Annotated in this window: 17 protein-coding genes; 7 read left to right on the top strand and 10 right to left on the bottom strand. The window is 70.2% G+C overall.

Translation table 11 applies throughout. From position 1 onward, the window contains the following. Positions 1-11: 11 nt before the first annotated feature. From AB7M35_RS09555 to dctP, 4 genes are all read right to left on the bottom strand, one after another. Complete coding sequence (locus AB7M35_RS09555; RefSeq protein ID WP_453959184.1) at positions 12-1,793, bottom strand: thiamine pyrophosphate-binding protein; 1,782 nt, start codon at positions 1,791-1,793, stop codon at positions 12-14. Positions 1,794-1,861: 68 nt separating this feature from the next. Further along, positions 1,862-3,175: a TRAP transporter large permease gene (locus AB7M35_RS09550; RefSeq protein ID WP_453959182.1), complete on the bottom strand. Its 1,314-nt coding sequence runs from the start codon at positions 3,173-3,175 to the stop codon at positions 1,862-1,864. A gap of 8 nt (positions 3,176-3,183) precedes the next feature. Next, a complete protein-coding gene (locus AB7M35_RS09545) occupies positions 3,184-3,687 on the bottom strand; it encodes a TRAP transporter small permease (protein WP_453959180.1) in 504 nt (167 codons plus the stop codon). 67 nt (positions 3,688-3,754) lie between these two features. Next, positions 3,755-4,729 (bottom strand): TRAP transporter substrate-binding protein DctP, encoded by a 975-nt coding sequence (gene dctP / locus AB7M35_RS09540; RefSeq protein ID WP_453959179.1) that lies wholly within the window; start codon positions 4,727-4,729, stop codon positions 3,755-3,757. 245 nt (positions 4,730-4,974) lie between these two features. Between dctP and AB7M35_RS09535 the strand changes: the two genes are divergently transcribed. Together AB7M35_RS09535 and recQ are read left to right on the top strand one after the other, a co-directional pair. Beyond that, positions 4,975-5,865 (top strand): LysR family transcriptional regulator, encoded by an 891-nt coding sequence (locus AB7M35_RS09535; RefSeq protein ID WP_453959177.1) that lies wholly within the window; start codon positions 4,975-4,977, stop codon positions 5,863-5,865. A 112-nt stretch (positions 5,866-5,977) separates the two neighbouring features. Continuing rightward, complete coding sequence (gene recQ, locus AB7M35_RS09530) at positions 5,978-7,774, top strand: DNA helicase RecQ (protein WP_453959176.1); 1,797 nt, start codon at positions 5,978-5,980, stop codon at positions 7,772-7,774. Positions 7,775-7,822: 48 nt separating this feature from the next. Here the strand turns inward: recQ and AB7M35_RS09525 are convergent, their stop codons facing one another. From AB7M35_RS09525 to AB7M35_RS09505, 5 genes are all read right to left on the bottom strand, one after another. Next, positions 7,823-9,403: a sulfatase family protein gene (locus tag AB7M35_RS09525; RefSeq protein WP_453959175.1), complete on the bottom strand. Its 1,581-nt coding sequence runs from the start codon at positions 9,401-9,403 to the stop codon at positions 7,823-7,825. Then, positions 9,400-11,394 (bottom strand): TRAP transporter permease, encoded by a 1,995-nt coding sequence (locus tag AB7M35_RS09520; RefSeq protein WP_453959174.1) that lies wholly within the window; start codon positions 11,392-11,394, stop codon positions 9,400-9,402. The genes AB7M35_RS09525 and AB7M35_RS09520 overlap by 4 nt, the downstream gene beginning before the upstream one ends. Positions 11,395-11,460: 66 nt before the next feature. Continuing rightward, positions 11,461-12,420, bottom strand: coding sequence for a TAXI family TRAP transporter solute-binding subunit (locus AB7M35_RS09515; RefSeq protein WP_453959173.1), 960 nt, complete (start codon positions 12,418-12,420; stop codon positions 11,461-11,463). Positions 12,421-12,492: 72 nt separating this feature from the next. Then, positions 12,493-13,473 (bottom strand): LysR substrate-binding domain-containing protein, encoded by a 981-nt coding sequence (locus AB7M35_RS09510; RefSeq protein WP_453959172.1) that lies wholly within the window; start codon positions 13,471-13,473, stop codon positions 12,493-12,495. A gap of 230 nt (positions 13,474-13,703) precedes the next feature. Then, a complete protein-coding gene (locus AB7M35_RS09505; RefSeq protein WP_453959169.1) occupies positions 13,704-14,318 on the bottom strand; it encodes a DUF938 domain-containing protein in 615 nt (204 codons plus the stop codon). Between the two features lie 264 nt (positions 14,319-14,582). Between AB7M35_RS09505 and AB7M35_RS09500 the strand changes: the two genes are divergently transcribed. The 5 genes from AB7M35_RS09500 (at position 14,583) to AB7M35_RS09480 (ending at position 19,558) form a co-directional block, all read left to right on the top strand. Continuing rightward, positions 14,583-15,083 carry a MarR family winged helix-turn-helix transcriptional regulator gene (locus tag AB7M35_RS09500; protein WP_453959167.1) on the top strand — a complete coding sequence of 167 codons (501 nt, stop codon included), beginning with the start codon at positions 14,583-14,585 and terminating at the stop codon, positions 15,081-15,083. Positions 15,084-15,252: 169 nt separating this feature from the next. Next, positions 15,253-16,854, top strand: coding sequence for a UbiD family decarboxylase (locus AB7M35_RS09495; protein WP_453959165.1), 1,602 nt, complete (start codon positions 15,253-15,255; stop codon positions 16,852-16,854). A 120-nt stretch (positions 16,855-16,974) separates the two neighbouring features. Then, positions 16,975-17,943: an ABC transporter substrate-binding protein gene (locus tag AB7M35_RS09490; protein ID WP_453959164.1), complete on the top strand. Its 969-nt coding sequence runs from the start codon at positions 16,975-16,977 to the stop codon at positions 17,941-17,943. A gap of 8 nt (positions 17,944-17,951) precedes the next feature. After that, the gene (locus AB7M35_RS09485; protein WP_453959163.1) at positions 17,952-18,758 is read left to right on the top strand and encodes an ABC transporter permease; all 807 of its coding nucleotides are present in this window, start codon (positions 17,952-17,954) and stop codon (positions 18,756-18,758) included. A gap of 11 nt (positions 18,759-18,769) precedes the next feature. Then, entirely contained in the window at positions 18,770-19,558 is a 789-nt protein-coding gene (locus AB7M35_RS09480) for an ABC transporter ATP-binding protein (RefSeq protein ID WP_453959161.1), read from the top strand. Between the two features lie 14 nt (positions 19,559-19,572). On the opposite strand, the gene AB7M35_RS09475 is transcribed toward AB7M35_RS09480, so the two are convergent. After that, entirely contained in the window at positions 19,573-19,839 is a 267-nt protein-coding gene (locus tag AB7M35_RS09475; protein WP_453959159.1) for a hypothetical protein, read from the bottom strand. Positions 19,840-19,961: the final 122 nt, after the last annotated feature.

The raw sequence follows: 19,961 nt of genomic DNA, 5'->3' as shown, positions 1-19,961 counted from the left end.
CGATCGTCGGGTCAGGACGGCTTGCGGTTCAGGCTGGTGGCCATGGCTTTGGAGTAGCCGGGGAGAACGCGGGCCTCGACGACGCACACGCCGCCGTCCCGAACGGTCTTCACGGCCTTGCGGACGGCCTCGGTGAGCGCGGTTCCGGTCGCGACCGGACCGATCGCCTCCGCGCCGAACGAGCGGGCGAGGCCGGTGACGTCGACGTCGGGGTCGGCGATGCGCTGGCCGATCCACTTGTTCTCCACGGGCCGGCCGCGTTCCCGGGCCACCCGTTCCTGGTGGACCTCGTCGTTGTAGAAGGCCCCGTTGTTGCAGACCACGACCAGCAGCGGCAGGTCGTAGTGGACGGCGGTCCAGAGCGCCGACGCCGCCATCAGGAAGTCGCCGTCGCCCAGCACCGCCACCGGCAGGCGCCCCGTTCCCTTCAGCGCCAGCGCGGCCCCGACGGCGATGCCCGGACCGGACCCCAGCCCGCCGCCGCCGTCGCCGCCGAGATAGTCGAGCGGATGGTGGAAGTGCCAGAGCGGTCCGTCCCAGCCGAGCGGCAGCTTGGCGAAGGTGACGGTCTCGCCCTCCAGGCCCCGCCCGAGCGCGGCGGCGAGCCCCGGCACGTCGATGGGCTCGTCGGGATCGATGTCGGGGGCGCCGGGCGCGGTCGGAAGGTCGCCGAACGGCGCGTCCGGATCGCCCAGGCCGAGCGCCTCGGAGAGGTCGTCGACGGCGGTGTCGGGATCGCAGGTCAGGTGGCAGTCGACCGGCGGCAGCGCCTGGTGGTCCTTGCTCCAGCCGCCGTGGACGTGGTGGTCGATGGAGGCCTGGACGATGCGCGTCTGCGGGCTGCCGGCGGCGCCGAACGCCGTCTTCAGGGTGCCGGCGAGGTCGATCCAGTCGAGGCTGAGCACGACGTCGGCGGCCCTCAGCGTCGACAGCGCCTCCGCGTCGAGGAAATAGCCCGGCGCGCCGCTGTGCAGCGGGTGGTCGGTCGGGAAGCTCGCGGCGGTCTTCAGGTCGGTGATCACCCGGGCGCCCAGCGCCTCGGCGAGCGCCACGCGCCGCTGCCATCCCAGGGTCGACCGCGAGACGCGGCCGCACAGGATCACCGGGGTCCGCGCCGCGCGCAGAAGCGCCACCGCGTCGGCAACGGCCTGGCGCGCCGCGCGGGCCGGCGGCGGCGGCACGAAGCGGGCGACGTCCGGCGCGGCCACCGGCGCCGTCAGCGCCTCTTCCTGGACCGAGGCGTCCATGCAGACGTAGGTGGGTCCCTGCGGCGCCGTGCGCGACAGGAGGTTCGCCCGGAGCACCGCCTCCAGCGTGGCCGGGACGGAGGCCGGCTGGTCGTCCCACTTCACGAACGGGCGCACCAGCGCGCCCTGGTCCTGGGCCGTGTGGATCCAGTCGATCCAGGGGCGCCGCTTGGCGGCGTCGACCGGCCCGGTCGCCCCCAGCACCACCATCGGCACCCGGTCGACCCAGGCGTTGAAGATCCCCATCGAGCCGTGCAGCAGGCCGACGTTGGAATGCAGGATGGTGACCATCGGCTCGCCGGTGACCTTGGCGTAGCCCTGGGCGATGGCGACGGCGGTCTCCTCGTGCAGGCACAGCAGCATCTGCGGGTCGCGGTTGCCGTTGAAATTGACCAGGCTGTCGTGCAGGCCGCGGAAGCTGGCGCCCGGGTTGAAGGCCACGTACCGGAAGCCGAGGGCGCGCAGCAGCGCGGCGATCGCGTCGCTGCCCCAGCCGGTGGGGGTCTCGGCCGGAACCGGCCGTTCGATCTCGTTCGGCACGAGCATTGGGGTCTCCGCGTCAGGATGGGCGCAAGGCGGGGGCGGGGTCGCCGGAAGGGGCGTCTGGGAGCCGCTCATCGCGACAGGCTCGGCAGCCACGTTCCGAGCTGCGGGAAGCCGACGATGAGGGCGATCGCGATGATCTGCATGAGCGTGAAGGGGGCGGCCGCCAGGTAGATCTGCCGCATCGTCGTGCTGCTCGGCACCACGCTCTTCATGGTGAAGAGCAGCAGCCCGAACGGCGGCGTGGTCTGCCCCACCTCCAGCGCCACCAGCATGAGCACGCCGAACCAGATCGGCTCGACGCCGACCTCGCGGACGAGCGGAATGAAGAAGGGCAACGTGATCAGGATGATCGACAGCGGGTCCATCAGGCAGCCGAGCAGCAGCACTACGACCAGCATCCCCAGCACGACGACGAGGGGGGTGAGCTCGAAGGAGTTCAGCAGCGAGAGCATGCCGCCGGTCGCGCCCGAGAAGGCGAGGATCTGCGAGAAGGTCAGCGACGCCGCGATGATGAAGAAGATCGTGACGGTGATCTTGCCGGTCTGCAGCAGCGCCTTGTTGAGCGCCTTCCAGCTCAGGCAGCGGTAGCAGGCCGCCGCGATCACCGCGCCGATCGCGCCCAGCGCCGCCGATTCCGTCGGCGTGGCGAAGCCGGTCAGGATGCTGCCGACCACGATCACGAACAGCGACATCAGCGGCAGCACGTAGACCAGGAACGGGCGGACCCGCTCCCAGGCCGTCATCGGCGGCGCGTCGTAGACCGGCGCCAGCGTCGGGTTCAGCGTGCAGCGGGTGATGATGTAGGCGACGTAGAGCGTGGCGATGATCAGCGCCGGCAGGATGCCGCCGAGCAGAATGCCGGTGATGGAGATGCCCGACATGCTGCCGAGCAGCACCGCCATCGACGAGGGCGGAATGAGCATCGCGAGGCCGCCCGACCCCAGGATCGGGCCCAGCGACATGCCCGGGTGGTAGCCGCGGCGGCCCATTTCCGGGATCAGCGTTCCGCCCAGGAGGGCGGTGTTCGCCATCGAGGAGCCCGACAGCGCCGCGAACACGGTGCCGCACGAGACCGCCACCAGCGACAGCCGGCCGGGAATGCGCACGATCAGCCGGTCGATGGCGTCGATGGCGCGGAACGCCACGCCGGTCTGGAACATGATCTCGCCCATCAGCACGAACATCGGGATCGGCGAGAGCGAGAAGTTGATCAGCCCCTCGTAGGAGTTGCGCACCAGCTGGGCGAGGCCGGCCTCGCCGCCGAAGAAGATGATCGCGCCGATCACGTTGGCGCCGAAGAAGGCGAGCGCGACCGGCACCCCGAGGAACATCGGCACCATGACGGCGGCCATGAGGAGGAGAAAGGCTGCTTCCCAGCTCATCGCGCGCCTCAGACCGTGATGGTTTCGTGGGGCGCGGCATCGCCGTCGCCCGACCGGCGGACGAGCTGGCGCACGAGCTCGACGGTGAACAGCAGCATGCCCGCCAGGATGACGGCGAACAGGACCCATTCGGGGAAGACGAAGTTCTTGTAGACCATGCTGCCGGACGACCACGCGTCGGCGAGCGCGGTCCAGGCGGAGAAGCACACGGTGGCCGAGATGGCGATCGAGATGATCCCGACCGCCGCGCTCAGCACCCGGCGCGTCCGCCCGCGGGTCCGCATCAGCAGCATGTCGACCGAGACGTGGGCGCCCCGGCGCAGCGCCGGCGTGATGCCGATGAACGTCATCGCGAACAGCGAATACTCGATCAGCTCGAGCATGCCCTTCAGGCCGATGAAGCCGAGGTTGCGCAGGAACACGTCGATGCCAATCGCGATCGCGATCAGCCCGATCAGCATGCCGGGGATGTATTCCAGCACGTCGAGAAGGCGGTGGTACGCACGCGGCATCTGACGATCCCTGCGGCCAGAGGGCGGGGTGCGGACCGGAGGACGATCCCTCCGGTCCGGCGGGGCCTTACTTGTAGACGAGCACGCGGAGCTCTTTGCCGAACTCCGGCGCCTGGGCCTCGATGTTGTCCCACGAGGACTCGTAGGCGAGGGTGCGCAGCTTCTCGCCTTCCGCCGCGTCGAGGGTGATCACCTCCATCCCCTCGCTCTCCAGCGCATCGGCCGCGGCGGCGTCGCCGTCCACCAGCGTCTGGGCGATCTCGGTCTCGGTGTAGTCGCCGATCGTCTCCAGGAAGGCCCGCTGGTCGTCGGTGAGGCCCTTCCAGGTGTCCAGGTTGATGGCGATCAGCACGCTGGAGGCATAGAAGCCCGGCTCGATGCGGTACTTGGTGACCTCCTGCCAGCCGCTCGGCTTCACCTCCGAGGGGATGTTGATGTAGGCGTCGATCACGCCGCGCTCGAGCGCGGTGTAGATCTCGCCGCGCGACGTCTCGACAGGCACGGCGCCGGCCGCGTCGACGAAGGCGCGGTAGGTGCCCGTGGTGCGGATGCGCAGGCCCTTCAGGTCGTCCACCGAGTGGATCGGCTTGTTGGAGAAGATGTTGAACGAGACCTCGCCGAAGTGGGCGAGCGGATAGGCGTTGGCGCGCTCGGCGAGAACCGTCTTGAGGGCGTCCCAGGTGCCGTTCTCGCGCATCTCGGAGAGCGGGATGGACGGCTGGCTCAGCCCCTCGATGCCGGGGACGAGGCCGGACAGGTAGCTCGGCGGCACGCCGATGATGTCGACGATGCCGCTGCGCAGCGCGCTGCCGAGCTGGCGGGACGGGATCGCCTCGGGACCGACGATCCCGTCGATCTTCACCAGCCCCTCGCCCTTCGCGTTCACCGCGGCAACGAAGTCCTCGAACGCCTTGCGGAACAGCGAGTCGCCGGCCGGAATGAAGTAGGCCGCCTTCAGGGTGGTTGCTTCCTGCGCCGAGGCGGCGAACGGCGCGCCCACGAGCGCCGCGCACAGGCTGGCGGCGATGGCCAATCGTTTCATCGAGTCTCTCCCACTTGCAGTATCCGAGCTGGGACGATCGATCGGACAGCGCCTGTCGCTCGGCGCGCGTCCGCCCCTCGTTTCGTCGTCCCCCGGAACGAACCGCCAGGCCTTGCTGCCGACGGATCCGGACGGTTTCCAGTGTCGGGCCGCCCCAATCCATAAGGCAAATAGGATTTGAGCATTCAGTCGATGCCGGATTGATATAGCTTGGGTCCGGCAATCGCCTGGCGTGGAGGCTCCCCGTGAAGATCGCCCAGCTCCGCTATTTCGCCGAGATCGCCGACACCGGCAGCTTCACCGCGGCCGCGGTGAAGCTCGGCGTGGCCCAGCCGGCGCTCAGCCGCCAGATCCGCAACCTCGAGGAGGAGCTCGGCTCCACGCTGCTGCTGCGCCACGGCCGCGGCGCGGAGCTCACCGAGGCCGGCATCCTGCTCCTGGAACGCGCGCGCTTCCTGCTGCACGCCGTCGAGGAGACGAAGCTGGAGCTGATGTCGCGCGCCGAGACGCCCACCGGCACCGTCCGGCTCGGCTGTCCGCCGTCGCTGGCGCGCGCCGCGGTGCTGGGGCCGCTCACCGATTTCCTCGCCCGCTATTCGCGCGTCTCCGTCGTCCTCGAGGAGGCCTCCAGCGACTCGCTCCTGCAGGGCGTGCTCACCAACGCCCTCGACCTTTCCATCGTGACGACGCCGCCGCCGCATCCGGACCTCGTCATCCAGCCGCTGTTTCAGGAGCCGATGTGGGTGTTCACGGCGCCGGGGGCCTGCGCGCCGGGCACGCCGTTCAGCCTGGAGGAGGTCGTGGCCATGCCGCTGATGATCTCGCGCCGGCCCCACGGCGTGCGGGTGGAGCTGGAGCGGCGGGTTGCGGCCGCTGGCCTCGCCATGACCATCGTGCTGGAAACCAACGCCTGGCAGGTCATCCGCGACCTCATCCTGGCCGGCGTCGGATGCTTCGTCGCCTCCCGCTCGGCGCTGGAGGAGGACGTGCGCAACGGCTTCCTGTCGGGCGGTCCGGTCGCGGACTACACCGTCTCGCGCGGCCTCATCCGCCGCGCCGATCGTCCCATGTCGCGCGCCGTGATGGAGTTCAGCCAGGTGCTGGTCAACACCCACGCCGCCCGGGACGGCCGCTGACCGCCTTCCGGGAAAAACCCTCGGGCGCGGACGCCGCGCTCCCTCCGCTGTCGTGATTTCGGGGCGGGGCCGCTATAAGGGGCGTTCCCGTGATTCACCCAAGCCGAGCCCGATGACCGCCGCCCTCGACACCCTCAAGAGCGTCTATGGCTACGATGCCTTCCGGGGGCCGCAGGCGGAGATCGTCGACCACCTGATCGGCGGCCGCAACGCCTTCGTGCTGATGCCGACCGGCGGCGGCAAGTCGCTCTGCTACCAGATCCCCGCCATCGTCCGGCCCGGCATGGGGCTCGTCGTCTCGCCGCTGCTGGCGCTGATGGCCGACCAGGTGACGGCGCTGCGGCAGGCGGGCGTCCGCGCCGCCGCCCTCAACTCCGACCTGCCGCCCGACGAGCGCCAGGCGCTGTGGGACGACATCCGCGGCGGCCGCCTGGACCTCCTCTACGTCGCCCCGGAAACCCTGCTGCGCCCCGACGTGCTCGACCGGCTCGCCCAGGCGCCGCTGTCGCTGATCGCCATCGACGAGGCCCATTGCCTGTCCCAGTGGGGCCACGACTTCCGCCCCTCCTACCGCCAGCTCGACGTCCTCGTCTCCCGCTTCCCCGACACGCCGCGCGTCGCGCTGACGGCCACCGCCGACGCGCCGACCCGCGCGGAAATCCTCGCCCACCTCGACATCGCCGACGCCGACGCCTTCATCGCCGGCTTCGACCGCCCCAACATCCGCTACGCCATCGAGGAAAAGGACAATCCGCGCGCCCAGCTGAAGGACTTCCTGAAGCGCCACCCCGGCGAGAGCGGCATCGTCTACTGCCTGTCCAAGCGCAAGACCGAGGAGACCGCCGCCTGGCTGCGCGAGCAGGGCTACGACGCGCTCGCCTATCACGCCGGCATGGACAAGGCGGTCAGGGCCGCCAACCAGACGCGCTTCCAGCACGGCGAGGCGGTCATCATGGTGGCGACCATCGCCTTCGGCATGGGCATCGACAAGCCGGACGTGCGCTTCGTCGTCCACATCGACCTGCCCGGCAGCATCGAGGCCTACTACCAGGAGACCGGCCGCGCCGGCCGCGACGGCCTGCCGTCCGACACGCTGATGCTCTACGGCTACCAGGACATCGCGCTGCGCAGCCGCTTCATCGAGGAGACCGACGCCCCCGACCAGCGCAAGCGGACCGAGCGCCAGAAGCTCGACGCGCTGCTCGGGCTGGCCGAGACGGCAAGCTGCCGCCGGCAGGTGCTGCTCTCTTATTTCGGCGACCGCTGCGAGCCCTGTGGCAACTGCGACACCTGCGCCGTGCCGCCGACGCTGTTCGACGGCACCATCGCCGCCCAGAAGGCGCTGTCGTGCATCTACCGCACCGGCGAGCGCTTCGGTCAGGCCCATGTCGTCGACGTGCTGCTCGGCGTGCAGAACGAGCGCATGGCCCAGTTCGGCCACGACCAGATCTCCACCTTCGGCATCGGCACCGAGCACGACAGCCGCGCCTGGCGGGCGATCCTGCGCCAGCTCATCGCGCTCCGCTTCATCGACGTCGATCTCGCCGGCCATGGCGGCCTGTCGATCGCCCCCGCCGGCCGCAACTTCCTCCGCGACAAGCCGACGCTGATGCTGCGCGAGCCCACCGCGCCCCGCGCCCGCCAGGGCAAGGCCGCGCGCACCGCGGCGCAGTCCTCCATGCCCGAGGCCGACCGCGCGCTGTTCCAGGCGCTCCGGCAGAAGCGGCTGGAGATCGCCCGCGAGAACAACATCCCGCCCTACGTCATATTCCACGACAAGACGCTGATCGAGCTGGCGGCGGCCCGCCCCACCTCGCGCGCCGAAATGGCGACCGTACCCGGCATCGGCGAAGCCAAGCTCGAGCGCCACGGCGCCGCCTTCCTGGCGGTCATCGCGGACCACGTCTGACGCGGCCGCGCGAAGAGACGGTGCGCCGGGCGGCCCCCGTCGCCGCCGTCACGCCCGCGCGGTGGGGCAGAGCCGCATGTCGCGCAGCGCCAGCTGGCGCAGGCAGAGCTTCTCCAAGAGGTCGGCCTTGCGGGCCGATGCCTCGGTCGCGTCCCAGAGGTTGGCCATCTCGTCGGGGTCCTCGGCGAAGTGATAGAGCTCGCCGCGCCCGGGCGCCTGCTCGAACAGGCTGAGCCGCCAGCCCTCGTGCACCACCGACAGGATCGCCGAGCGCGCGTCGGCGTCGGCGAACACCGAGATGCCCGGGTCCTCCACCACCACCGGCAGGTTCGCCGCATCGGCCGCGAACAGGTCGCGCCCCTGCATCCCCACCGGCACCTTCAGGCCCGCCCGCTGCAGCAGCGTCGGCGCGAAGTCGATGGCGCTCGCCTGGATGTCGGTGGTGGCCTGGGCGCCCGCCGCCTGCGGGTCGCGCCACAGGAACGGCACCCGGATGACGCTCTGGTAGTGCAGGCCCATCTTCAGCACGGTGCCGTGGTCGCCCATGTAGTCGCCGTGATCGGACATGAAGCAGACCACCGTGTCGCGGTCGAGCCCGCGCGCCTTCAGCGTCGCCATCACCCACGCCAGCTCGTCGTCGATGAACGAGATCGAGCCGTAGTTCAGCGCCAGGATGCGGCGCATCCCGGCGGCGTCCACGTGATACGGCCAGTGCGAGTTCGGGTCGGTGTCGCCCATCCGGTAGGCTTCCAGCACCGCCTCCGGCAGGTCGTTGCGGTCGCGCACGGGGCTGTCGAACGAGGCCGGCAGGTCGAGGCTTTCCGGGTCGTACATGTCGAAGTAGCGGTCGGGCGGCGTGAACGGATGGTGCGGATCCGGGAACGACATCACCAGCAGGAACGGGTCGTCGGCCGTCTGGGCCTCCAGGAAGGCGCAGGCCTCCTCGGCCACGTAGCGCGTCGGATGCAGCGCCTCGGGCACCGCTGTCCGCCAGCACTGGGCGGTCCGCTCGCTCTCACGGTCGAGCGCGTTTTCCGGCCCGCGCAGGCTGTCGGGATCGGGATGGCGGTCGCGCAGCCAGCCGGTGTAGTGGCCGTCCACCTGGTCGCCGTGGCCGATGCACAGGCGCACGTGCTCGAAGCCGTAGTAGGGCTCCGGCAGCGACGCGGCTGGGTCGGCGTGCCAGCGGCTGCGCGCCTCCAGCCCGTAGCCGTCGCCGGTGCGCTGGGTGCGCCACGCGCGGTGCACGCTCGCGTCGACCTCGTCGCCGGCACCGCCGGTCTTGCGCGGTGGCGCGGGGATGTTGGTGACGTTCTGGAAGTGCGCCTTGCCGATGAGCGCGGTGCGGTAGCCGGCCGCCCGCAGCACGTCGGCATAGGTGACGCTCTCCGGCGACAGCGGGATGCCGTTCTGGCGGCAGCCGTTGACGGTGGAGATCTGCCCCGTCGCCAGGCAGGCCCGGTTCGGCTGGCAGATCGGGTTGGAGACGTAGAAGCGGTCGAAGCGCGTGCCGCCCCGGGCGATCGCGTCGATGGTCGGCGTGCGGACCTGGCGGTTGCCGTAGCAGCCGAGGTGATCCCACCGCTGCTGGTCGGTCATGATGACGAGAAAGTTCGGACGGCGGGTCATGCGGATTCCACGATTGGGCCGGCAGCCGGAGCGGGCGACCGTGCGGCGAGCGCGCTGCGGAGGTTCCACAGCGCCAGCAGGCAGCCCAAAGCGGCGCCGGCAAGGTCGGTCCACAGCGGCAGCGTGTCGGTGTGCGGGATGAGGAGGAGCAGGCCGGCCACGCCCAGCAGCAGCCGCTGCACGGGTGGCACCCGGGCGAACAGCCGGCCGACCACGGCGGCGGAGATCAGCCAGACGCCGCCGAGCGCGGTGGCGGTGGCGAGCACCACGTTGCCCGGGTCGCCGATCAGCAGCAGCGCCGGGGAGCAGACGAAGATGAACGGAATCGCGTAGGCCGACCAGCCGAACGCCATCGCCGACCAGCCGGTGCGCATCGGCCCGGCGCCGCTGATGCTCGCCGCCGCGAAGGCGGCGATCGCCACCGGCGGCGTGATCATCGACATCATGCCGAAATAGAGGACGAACAGGTGGGCGGCGATCGGCTGGATGCCCACCTCCACCAGCGCCGGAGCGATCAGGGTGGCGAGCAGCAGGTAGACGCCCAGCGTCGGCATGCCCATGCCCAGCACGATGCTGGCGACCGCCGCGATGACCAGCAGCGCCGGCAGGTTGCCGGCCCCGAGGCCGACGAGCGACAGGGTGATGGCGAAGCCCAGCGCCGAGACGTTCATCACGCCGATGACGATGCCCGCTGCGGCGCCGATCATCACGATGTCGGTGACCGCGAGCCCCGTGGAGGCGAGCACGCCCGGCAGCGCCCGGAGCGACAGGCCCATGCCGCCGGGACCGTTGCGCAGCCGCAGGCCGAGGCCGATGACGACGACCGTCGCGGCGGCGAGCACGGCGGCGTACTCCGGCTGCTGGTTCAGGCTGAACAGCGCGTAGATCAGCACCGCGAACGGCAGCGCGAAGATGCCGCCGGAGGCCAGCACCGCGCGCATCCGGGGCAGCGTCTTCGGGTCGGCGGCGACCAGGCCGTCGCGGGCGGCGAGCAGGTCCACCTGGATGAACAGCGCCGCGTAATAGAGGAGCGCCGGCACCAGCGCCGCCAGCACCACGTCGGCGTAGGAGATCTGCAGGAGCTCCGCCATCAGGAAGGCGGCCGCCCCCATCACCGGCGGCATCAGCTGGCCGCCGGTGGAGGCGACGGCCTCGATGGCGCCGGCCTGGTGCGGCCGGTAGCCGGCCTTCTTCATCAGCGGGATGGTGATCACCCCGGTGGAGGCGACGTTCGCCACCGCGCTGCCCGACACCGATCCGAACAGGGCCGAGGCGGTCACCGCCACCTTGGCCGGGCCGCCGCGATAGCGGCCCATCAGCGACATGGCGAGGTCGGTGAAGAAGGCGCCGCCGCCGGCCTGGTTGAGCAGGTTGCCGAACAGCACGAAGGAGACGACGACGGTGGCGACGATCAGCAGCGGCAGGCCCAGCAGCGCGCTGCTGTCGTTGCTCAGGTAGACGATCAGCCGTTCCGGGGAGACGTGGCGGCCCTGCAGCGCGCCGGGCACCAGGTGGCCGAGCAACGCGAACCCGATGCTCGCCAGCACCAGCACCAGCATCGCCAGCCCCGCCGCCCGGCGCAGCCCCTCCAGGGTCAGGACCAGCAGCACGGCGCCGACCACGAGGGCGTCGGTCGGCCGCATCCACAACCGCTCCAGCAGCGACGGGTAGTAGAGCGCCACGTATCCGGCGGCGGCCAGCGCGGCGGCGGCCGCGAGTGCGTCGTACCAGGGCAGCCGGCCGCGCTCGCCGCCGGAAAGCGGCCGCGACAGGTAGACGACGGCCAGCGCGATGCCCAGGAAGGCCGCGACGAACTGCTCGTTGTAGAAGGCGACGCCGAGAAGGCGCGGCACGTCGATCGCCCAGGCGACCGAGAGCACCGGGATCAGTCCCGCCAGCGTCGCGGTGATCGCCCCGGTCAGGCGCCCGCCGGGCAGGCGGGCGGCGCCGGTCTCGATGCCGTCGGCCGGCAGCTCAGTGGTGGTCGACATGTCCGGCCCCTCGCCGCGATGCGCCGCCCGCCGCCGTGGCGGCGGTCTGCCTGATCGGAAACGGCGCTACTTGGCGCCGACGCCGGCCGAGGCGAAGTAGGCCTGGGCCGCCGGCTGGAACGGCACGTCGGCGACCGGCTGGGTCACCAGGGCGCCGTCCATCTCGCGGAAGCCGGGGAAGATGCCGACCAGCGCCTCGCGCTTCTCCCAGATTGCCTGCGCCACCTTGGCCACCACCTCGTCGCTCACCTCCGGTCCGGCGAACAGCACGAAGGTGCCGGACATCATCGGCGTCGGGCCCATGATGCCGGGCCGGTTCGGGCGCGGCGCGACGGTGGCGACGTAGGCGCCGGGCGTCAGCTTGCGGATGGTCGCGTCGGCCTCCTCGGTATCGGGCACGGCCAGGAACCGCACGCCGCCCACCGACGCGTCGGCCTGGGAGACGATGCCGGAGCCGGGCGAGAAGATCGCCGCGTCGACGCTGCCGCTCATGAACGCCTCGACGCCGCGGATGCCGTTGGGCACCGGCACGACGGTCACGTCGTCCATGCTCATGCCGACGGTGGCGAGCGTCGACGCCTCGTAGTTGGCGAGCACGCGCTGCTGCGGGAACTGGCCGGCGACGCGCTTGCCCTTCAGGTCCGCGAGCGCCTTGATGTCGCTGTCGGCCTTGACGATGAACCCCGACGAGAACGGCAGCAGGTTCGCCACCACCCGGAGCCCGTCCATCTTGTGGCCGGAGAACTGGTCGGCGCCGGCATAGGCCGCGGCGACCATGTCGCTGGAGGCGATGGAGAATTCCAGGTCGCCCATCTGCACCTGGGGGATCGTGGCGTCCGGCCCGCCGGCCGGCAACACCCGCATCTGCAGGCCGGTCTCCTCGGTGACCACCCGCGCCACCGCCGCGCCGATGGTGTAGGCGAGCGATCCCTGCGGCAGCGTGCCGATGCTGTAGGTCTGCGCCGCGGCCGGTCCGGCCGCCGCCAGCGTCACGGCGAGCGCCGCCCCAAATGCCATCCGTTTCATGCCAGGTCTCCCGTTCCCCTTGGATTGCGGAAAAGGCTAGCACGCCTTGGATATGTGCATTTTATGCAAAGTTCACTTGTGACTATGCCTGTTCTGCATATCGCTCGGCGCCAGCCCCATCTCGGCGCAGGTGGTCTCCAGCAGCCGGGCGAAATAGAGCTCCAGCGCCCGCCGCTGGCCGCCCTCGCGCCAGAACAGGCCGACCTCCTCGACCACCTCGTCGATGCCGACGGCGAGTTCGGCGAGCGCGCCGGTCTCCTCCTCGCGGCGGAAGGTGCCGACGGGCAGGAACATCACCGCGTCGGAATCCAGAAGCAGCGCGCGGGCGATGCCCAGTGCGCTGATCTCCATCCGGTCGCGGGGCAGCGGCAGGCCGCGCCGGTAGAACACGCCCTCGATCATCGGCCGCACCGGGGCGCTGGCGGCCGGCAGGATCCACGGCGCGTCGAGCAGGTCGGCGAGGGCGGCGGCGCCTGCCCGGCGGGCGGGGTGGCCGGCCCGGGCGAACACCCCCCAGCGCTGGCGGTAGAGCGGCTGGGTGGTCAGTCCGTCGCCGCCGTCGTGGGGGCGCAGCCGCCCGATGACGAAGTCGAGGTCGCCCGAGCGCAGGCTCGCCGCCATCTGCTGGTAGAGGCCCTCGATGACGGTGACCATCAGCCCCGGCCGCTCCCGGCGCGCCTCGATCAGCGCCTGGGGCAGGGGGCCGCCGGCCCCGTTGGGCAGCGTCCCAATGGTCAGCCGTCCGGCGTGGCCGCGCTGCAGGTCGTCGATCTCCTGGGCGGCCACCCGCATGGAGGAGAGCGCGGCGCGGGCGTGCGAGACAAACACCTCGCCGGCGGGCGTCGGGCTGACGCCGCGCGGCGAGCGGACGAACAGCGGCTGGCCGACGATCCGCTCGATCTCCATCACCGCCCGCGACACCGCCGGCTGGGTCATGTTCATCCGCCGGGTGGCGTGCAGGATGCTGCCGTGCTCGGCCACCGTCGACAGGATCTGGAGCTGGCGCAGGGAGAGGCGCGACAAGAGCAGCGTCCTGTCGTCTCGATCGGCCATGGGGTCCCCTCCCGCTGCCTCCGGTGCCGCCGGCACGCGGGCCCCCCTCCCGGGCGGGACCGAACGCTTCTGCCTGCGGTCCATTCCGTCTGGCACGGAATGCGCGTCACGGCCAGATGGCACTCTCGTCGCTGCGCGTGGCCACGCGCGCAGGAACGCGCGAAAAAGCGCAAGAACGCGCAGGATCGCGCACCCGAAATCCGGCGCGTTCCGCTGCGCGCGCGCACCTCTCAGGCGTCGGCCACCTTGCGGAAGACAACCGTGAAATTGTTGGCGGGCATCTCGACGATCTCCTCCAGCCGCAGGCCCGCGGCCTCGGCTTCCGCCGCGACGTCCGCCAGGTCGCGGATGCCCCAGGCGGGATCGCGGGCCTTCAGGTCGGCGTCGAAGGCGTCGTTGGAGGGCGCCGTGTTCCGGCCGTCGCGGCGGAACGGCCCGTAGAGCACCAGCGGCGCGCCTTCGGGCAGCAGCCGGCCGGCACCGCGCATCAGGGCGGGCGTCGCGGCCCACGGCGCGATGTGGATCATGTTGATGCAGACGACCGCGTCGGCCTTGGTGACCGGCCAGTCTCCACCGATGACGTCGAGGTCGACGGGCGGGCGGACGTTGGCGAGGTCCTCGGCGGCGACCCAGGCCGCGATCGACCGGCGTCCCTCGTCGCCGGGCTCGCTCGGCTGCCAGTCGAGGCCGGGCAGGGCGCGGGCGAAATGCACCACGTGCTGGCCAGTGCCGCTGGCGATTTCCAGCACCAGCCCGCGATCCGGCAGCACCCGCCGCAGGACCGACAGGATGGGATCCCGGTTGCGGGCGACCGCCGGGGCGTCGCGCCTGTGATCGGTGCTCATGGGCATGTCCTGCGGCGTTTCCTGGCTTCAGGGCGGTCCGGGCGAGCGCTCCGGCATGACGGCTTTGCGGCCCGGCCCCGCCGTCTGGCGTCGGGCTTGCATTGCAACTTGTCCTATACTCGCCTGCCCTGACCGGCCGCAACGGCCGGTCCCGTCCCTGGAGCCGGGGGGCTCTCAAGGGAGGCAGGTCTGCGGGCGACGAGGATCCGGGGCCTGTCTTGCAGTCGACATCCCGCCTTCCCGGGCGACAGGAGGAATGGATCCATGCCGCAGACCCAGGGGCCGGAGCGCGCCATCGAGGACACGCTAGACATCGAGCCGCCGCAGCCGCTGCAGCAGGAAACGGTCGGCTACCTGATCAACCTGATCGCGCGGCTGCTGGCGCAGTCGCTGAAGGCGCGCAACGGCGCCGGCGGCGTGATGCCCGGCCAGTACCCGATCGCACTGGAGCTGCTGCGCCACGACGGCGCCACCCAGCGCGACCTCTGCGAGGCGGTGCGGATCGAGCAGGCGACGGTGGCCAACACCCTGAAGCGAATGGAGCGGGACGGCCTGGTGGAGCGCCGGCCGACGTCGGACAACGCCCGGCTTGCCACCAACCATCTGACGCCGCTGGGACGGCGCCTGGCGGCCATCGCCGTCGAGAATGCACTGGATGTGAACCGGGTCGCGTTCGAAGGTCTCGACCCCGCCCAGTGCTCCGAACTGCGCGAAACGCTGAGTGGAATAGCGTTCCGTCTCGAAGCGGAGTTGAGGAAAAGATAGTCTCCTTTGCTCAATATTTGCGCACGACTGGATCCTAGACAGTTATAGCTAGCTATGAAATGATTTTGGTCAGGCCAAGGCTTGGCGGACGACAGTAAACGAAGTCGATCCAGCCGGCACACGCAGTTCAAGAGACCGGATCGGCCGCCGGCGGAGCCGCAGCGCCACCATGCACGATACCGAATCCTTCCGCGGGTTTCTCGACCGGCTCCGGGCCGATGGCGAGATGCTCGACCTCGAGCAGCCGGTCGACATCCGTCACATCGCGACGCTCGTCGACCAGTCGGACAAGGCGCTCTTCTTTCACAACGTCATCGGCTACGACCGGCCGGTGGTGTCCGGCATCATCCGCACGCAGAAGCGCGCGATCATGTCGCTCGGCTGCACCACCTATCCCGAGATCGAGGCGAAGCTGAAGAAGGCGATCGACCATCCGGTCGAGTCGCATTCCGTCCAGGGCTCGTCCACCGACGAGGTGGTACTGACCGGCGACGACGTCGATCTCTACCGCCTGCCGATCCCGATGAGCTCGATCTACGACGGCGGCCCGATGATCACCGCGGGCATCACCATCGCCCGAGATCCGGACTACGGCCTCAACGCCGGCATCTACCGCTTCATCGTCAAGCAGAAGAACCTGACGGGCATCGACATCGTCACGCCCAACAACATGCGTCTGTTCGCCCAGCGGGCGTTCGAGGCGGGGCGGACCTGCCCGATCTCCATTTCCATCGGCAACCATCCCTACGAGATCATGGGCTCGGGGTTCCGCGCCCCGCTCGGCATGGACGAGATGTCGGTCTCCGGTGGCCTGCGCGGCGGACCGGTGGACCTGGCGCCGTGCTCCACCATCGACGTGCCCTACATCGCCAATTCCGAGATCGTGCTCGAGGCGGAGATCCTGCCGACCGGCTGGGTCTATCCGGAGGGCCGCTTTGGCGAGTTCACGCGCCTGATGGGCGGCCTGCACTGGAACCCGATCGTCCGCATCAACGCCATCCGCATGCGCAAGGACGCGGTCTACTACGCGCTGCACATGCCGTGGGAGAACACCTGGCTGGCGGCGCCGACGCGCTACACGGCCATCCGCCAGGCGCTCAAGACCGCCGGCGTCCAGGTCAAGGACATCAACGTCACGCTCGGCGGCTGCGCCTTCTGGCACGCCGTCATCTCCATCAAGAAGCAGGCCGGCGAGGGCAAGAACGCGCTGCTCGCGGCGCTGTCGGTGATGGACCTCAAGCATGTGGTGGTGGTCGACGACGACATCGACGTCTTCAACCCGGTCGACGTGGAATGGGCGATCGCCACCCGCGTGCAGGGCGACAAGGACATCATGGTCGTCACCCACGCCCGCGGGAAGCCGCTCGACCCGAGCCTGCCGCCGACGCCTCCGGGCCAGGTGCCGACGACGGCCAAGGTCGGCATCGACGCGACCATCTCGGAAGGCATTCCGAAGGAGCGCTACGAGCGCATCGCCTACGCCTACGCCGACACCGCCAAGATCGACGACTACGTCGGCGGCAAGTCGGACGCGCCCGGCACCGCCGGCGACGAGGCCGACGTGGACGCGCTGGCCGACCAGATCGCCGAAATGATCGGCGCCGAGCCGCGCTACTACACCGACATCGCCGACGCGTTCTCCAGCTACGACTTCGTCACGGTCGCCAAGGCGCTGGGCCGCCTGCACGAGACCGAGCGGCTCTGGCAGGACCCCCGCGGCCGCATGTGCCTGCGCGGCTCCGAATTCGCCGCCAAGCCGCCGGGCGCCTGAGCGCCGCCGTGACCCAACTCCGACACGACTCGTACTGACCACCGAAGAAACGCCTGGAGATAGAAGCAGAGCGGTGGAATCGCCTCAGGACCAAAACGCTTTCCTGAAAGGGGACAATCCATGCTTCCAGTGTTCCGACGTCTGACTGTTCTTGCCGCCCTCGTGCCGGTCATCGGCCTGGGCGCGCTTCCGGCCCACGCTGAAACGGAGCTCAAGGTCGGCGCCGCGGCGAACTCCGCCGGCTCCCTGCCCATCGTCGTCGCCGACCAGCAGGGGCTCTTCAAGGAAGAGGGCCTCACCTACGAGCGCATCGACTTCAAGGGTGGCGCGCCCGCCGTGCAGGCGCTTGCCGCCGGCTCGATCGACATCTGCATCTGCGCGGCCGACCACGCCGCCCGCCTGGAACAGCGTGGCCTCGGCGGCGCGGTCCTGGTGGCGCTCGCCAGCCAGCACAGCTACGCGCTGATGGCCAACGCCGACTCGCCGGCGAAGGGCTTCGCCGACCTGAAGGGTCAGAAGCTCGGCATCACCTCGGCCGGCAGCCTGACCGACAACACCATCCGCTACGCCATCAAGGAAGCGGGCTTCGACGCGGACAAGGACTTCGAGCTGATCGCCATCGGCCGCGGCGGCGCCATGCGGGCCGCGCTCGAGACGGGGGCCATCGCCGCCGGCATGTTCACCACGCCGGACATCCAGCTCAACCTGGCCGAGGACGGCAAGTACAAGCTCGTCGAGGACTTCCGGGTGATGAAATACCCGGCCCAGGATCTGGTCGTCACCGACTCCTGGCTCGAGAAGAACCCCGAGACGGCCGAGAAGGTCACCCATGCCATCGTCAAGGCACTGGCGATGATCCAGGAGGACCCCGCGGTTCTGAACGAGGCGATCAAGGAGATGTTCCCGAAGTTCGACGACGCGCTGGTCACCCAGGTCGCCAAGGACGTCGCGGCCGGCTACCTCTCCCCGGACGGCGTCATGAGCGAGGAAAGCTACCAGGTCCTCAACGACATGCTGGCGGCCTCCGACCCCAGCTACAAGGCCGTGCCGTACGAAGACGTCATCGTGACCAAATACTTCGCGAAGTGAGCGGCACCATGACCGACACGGCAAATGCGGACGAGCGACAGCTCGTCCGCCAGGGCAACGGACGGAAACTGCTGGTCGGTCGCAAGGCGCTCGAGCAGATCGCGGTCATCGTGGTTCTGCTCGGGCTCTGGGAGTTCGCGTCCCGGACGCTTCTCAACCCGTTCTGGTGCAGCCGGCCGACCATGATCGCCGAGCGCATCTGGGAGCTCGCGGTCAGCGGCGACCTGTGGATCCATACCAGCACGACGGTGCAGGAAGCCGGCCTGGGCCTGCTCCTCGCCGCCGTGATCGGTATTCCGCTCGGCATCGGGCTCGCCCGCGCGCCGCGCATCGCCAGCATGTTCGATCCCGTGATCATGGGCCTCTACGGACTGCCGCGCGTCGCCCTCGCGCCCCTCTTCATCCTCTGGTTCGGCATCGGCCTGTTCTCCAAGATCATGATGGCCTTCACCATGGTGGTCTTCATCTTCCTCCTGAACGTCATGGAGGGCATCCGGACCATCGACCAGGACCATCTCGACCTGATGCGCTCGATGCGCGCGGGCCGCTTCTATCTCGTCTACCGCGTGCTGCTGCCGGCCGTCGTGCCGTGGATCCTGGCCTCCTTCCGCATCGGTGTCGGGCTTGCCCTGATCGGCGCGGTCGTCGGCGAGCTCATCGGCGCGAGCCGGGGCCTCGGCTGGTACGTCGAGAGCTCGGGCGGTCAGCTCGACACCACCGGGGTGTTCACCGGCCTGGTCGTGCTGATGGTCCTGGCGATGCTCGCCAACCAGCTCATCGGGTTTGCGGAACGGCGGGTGATCAAATGGCGCTGAGGGAGTCCACCGTGACCGCAGAACCCACCTCGTCGGCCGTGACGGCCAAGCTGAGGGATCTCCGGATCGCCTTTCCGCGCCCCGACGACGATCCGCTCCTGGTCATCGACGGCATCTCGCTGTCGGTGGGAGAGGGCGAGTTCGTCGCCGTCGTCGGACCGAGCGGCTCCGGCAAGTCGACCATCCTCCGGGCCATGTGCGGCCTTCTCGCGCCGCAGAGCGGCGACGTGATCGTCAACGGCCGTCACGTCACCGAGACGCCGGCCGAAGTCGGCTTCATGTTCCAGAAGGACGCGCTGCTGCCCTGGCGGACCGTCGCGGAAAACATCCGCGTCGGCGCCGAGCTGGGCGGCACGCCGGCCTCTGAGCGGGCGGAGCAGGTCGCCGGGCTGATCCGGCTCCTGCGGCTGGAAGGCTTCGAGAACGCCTGGCCGAAGCAGCTCTCCGGCGGCATGCGGCAGCGCGTATCGCTCGGCCGACTGCTCGCCTACCGCCCATCGCTGATGCTGATGGACGAGCCGTTCGGGGCGCTCGACTACCAGACCAAGATCGCCATGGGGTTCGAGCTCCTGCGGGTCTGGGAGGCGGAGCGGCGCTCGATCGTCTTCGTCACCCACGACATCGAGGAGGCGGTGGCGCTGGCCGACCGGGTCGTGGTGTTCAGCGCCCGGCCCGCCACGATCGTCGCCGAGTACAAGGTCGACCTGCCGCGTCCCCGTCACACCCGCGCCATGCGCCAGGATCCGGCGTTCACGCGCCTGACCGACGCGATCTGGTCGGACCTCGCGCTTCCCGACTGAGGGCGCGCGCCGGCCTACCCGTCGCCGAACAGCCCGCGGACGGCTTTGGTCGAGCCGTCCGCCATGCCCATGAACTTCGGTCGCCCGGCGAGCTCTCCGACGAACAGCGACGTCCCGTCCGCCAGCTGTTTCTTGACCGCGTGGTAGAGCCGCGACTGGCTGGCGTCGGTCGTGCACACGAAGAGGCGCGGGCCGAGCGCCACCGCCTCGCCCGGAAAGTCGAGCGGCCGGTCCGGATCGTCGCCGTTCCCGGCTCCCACGCTCACTACGAAGATTGCCATCCTCTCTCCATCCCTGCCTGATGATGCCCCGGCGGACTTGCGCCGGAGCCGCTTCGCGATTCACAGATAGGGAAGAAGACGTCGTCGAGTCTCCCGCCGTCTCGGGAAGGGAGCGAAAAGGC

It is taken from the genome of Amorphus suaedae (assembly GCF_053629675.1).
This window is presented reverse-complemented; position numbering and strand designations above follow the sequence as displayed.

Coding starts and splice junctions, on each gene's coding strand:
- AB7M35_RS09555 (WP_453959184.1), bottom strand. CDS start 1,793: ATGCTCGTGCCGAACGAGATCGAACGGCCGGTTCCGGCCGAGACCCCC.
- AB7M35_RS09550 (WP_453959182.1), bottom strand. CDS start 3,175: ATGAGCTGGGAAGCAGCCTTTCTCCTCCTCATGGCCGCCGTCATGGTG.
- AB7M35_RS09545 (WP_453959180.1), bottom strand. CDS start 3,687: ATGCCGCGTGCGTACCACCGCCTTCTCGACGTGCTGGAATACATCCCC.
- dctP (WP_453959179.1), bottom strand. CDS start 4,729: ATGAAACGATTGGCCATCGCCGCCAGCCTGTGCGCGGCGCTCGTGGGC.
- recQ (WP_453959176.1), top strand. CDS start 5,978: ATGACCGCCGCCCTCGACACCCTCAAGAGCGTCTATGGCTACGATGCC.
- AB7M35_RS09525 (WP_453959175.1), bottom strand. CDS start 9,403: ATGACCCGCCGTCCGAACTTTCTCGTCATCATGACCGACCAGCAGCGG.
- AB7M35_RS09520 (WP_453959174.1), bottom strand. CDS start 11,394: ATGTCGACCACCACTGAGCTGCCGGCCGACGGCATCGAGACCGGCGCC.
- AB7M35_RS09515 (WP_453959173.1), bottom strand. CDS start 12,420: ATGAAACGGATGGCATTTGGGGCGGCGCTCGCCGTGACGCTGGCGGCG.
- AB7M35_RS09510 (WP_453959172.1), bottom strand. CDS start 13,473: ATGGCCGATCGAGACGACAGGACGCTGCTCTTGTCGCGCCTCTCCCTG.
- AB7M35_RS09505 (WP_453959169.1), bottom strand. CDS start 14,318: ATGAGCACCGATCACAGGCGCGACGCCCCGGCGGTCGCCCGCAACCGG.
- AB7M35_RS09500 (WP_453959167.1), top strand. CDS start 14,583: ATGCCGCAGACCCAGGGGCCGGAGCGCGCCATCGAGGACACGCTAGAC.
- AB7M35_RS09495 (WP_453959165.1), top strand. CDS start 15,253: ATGCACGATACCGAATCCTTCCGCGGGTTTCTCGACCGGCTCCGGGCC.
- AB7M35_RS09490 (WP_453959164.1), top strand. CDS start 16,975: ATGCTTCCAGTGTTCCGACGTCTGACTGTTCTTGCCGCCCTCGTGCCG.
- AB7M35_RS09485 (WP_453959163.1), top strand. CDS start 17,952: ATGACCGACACGGCAAATGCGGACGAGCGACAGCTCGTCCGCCAGGGC.
- AB7M35_RS09475 (WP_453959159.1), bottom strand. CDS start 19,839: ATGGCAATCTTCGTAGTGAGCGTGGGAGCCGGGAACGGCGACGATCCG.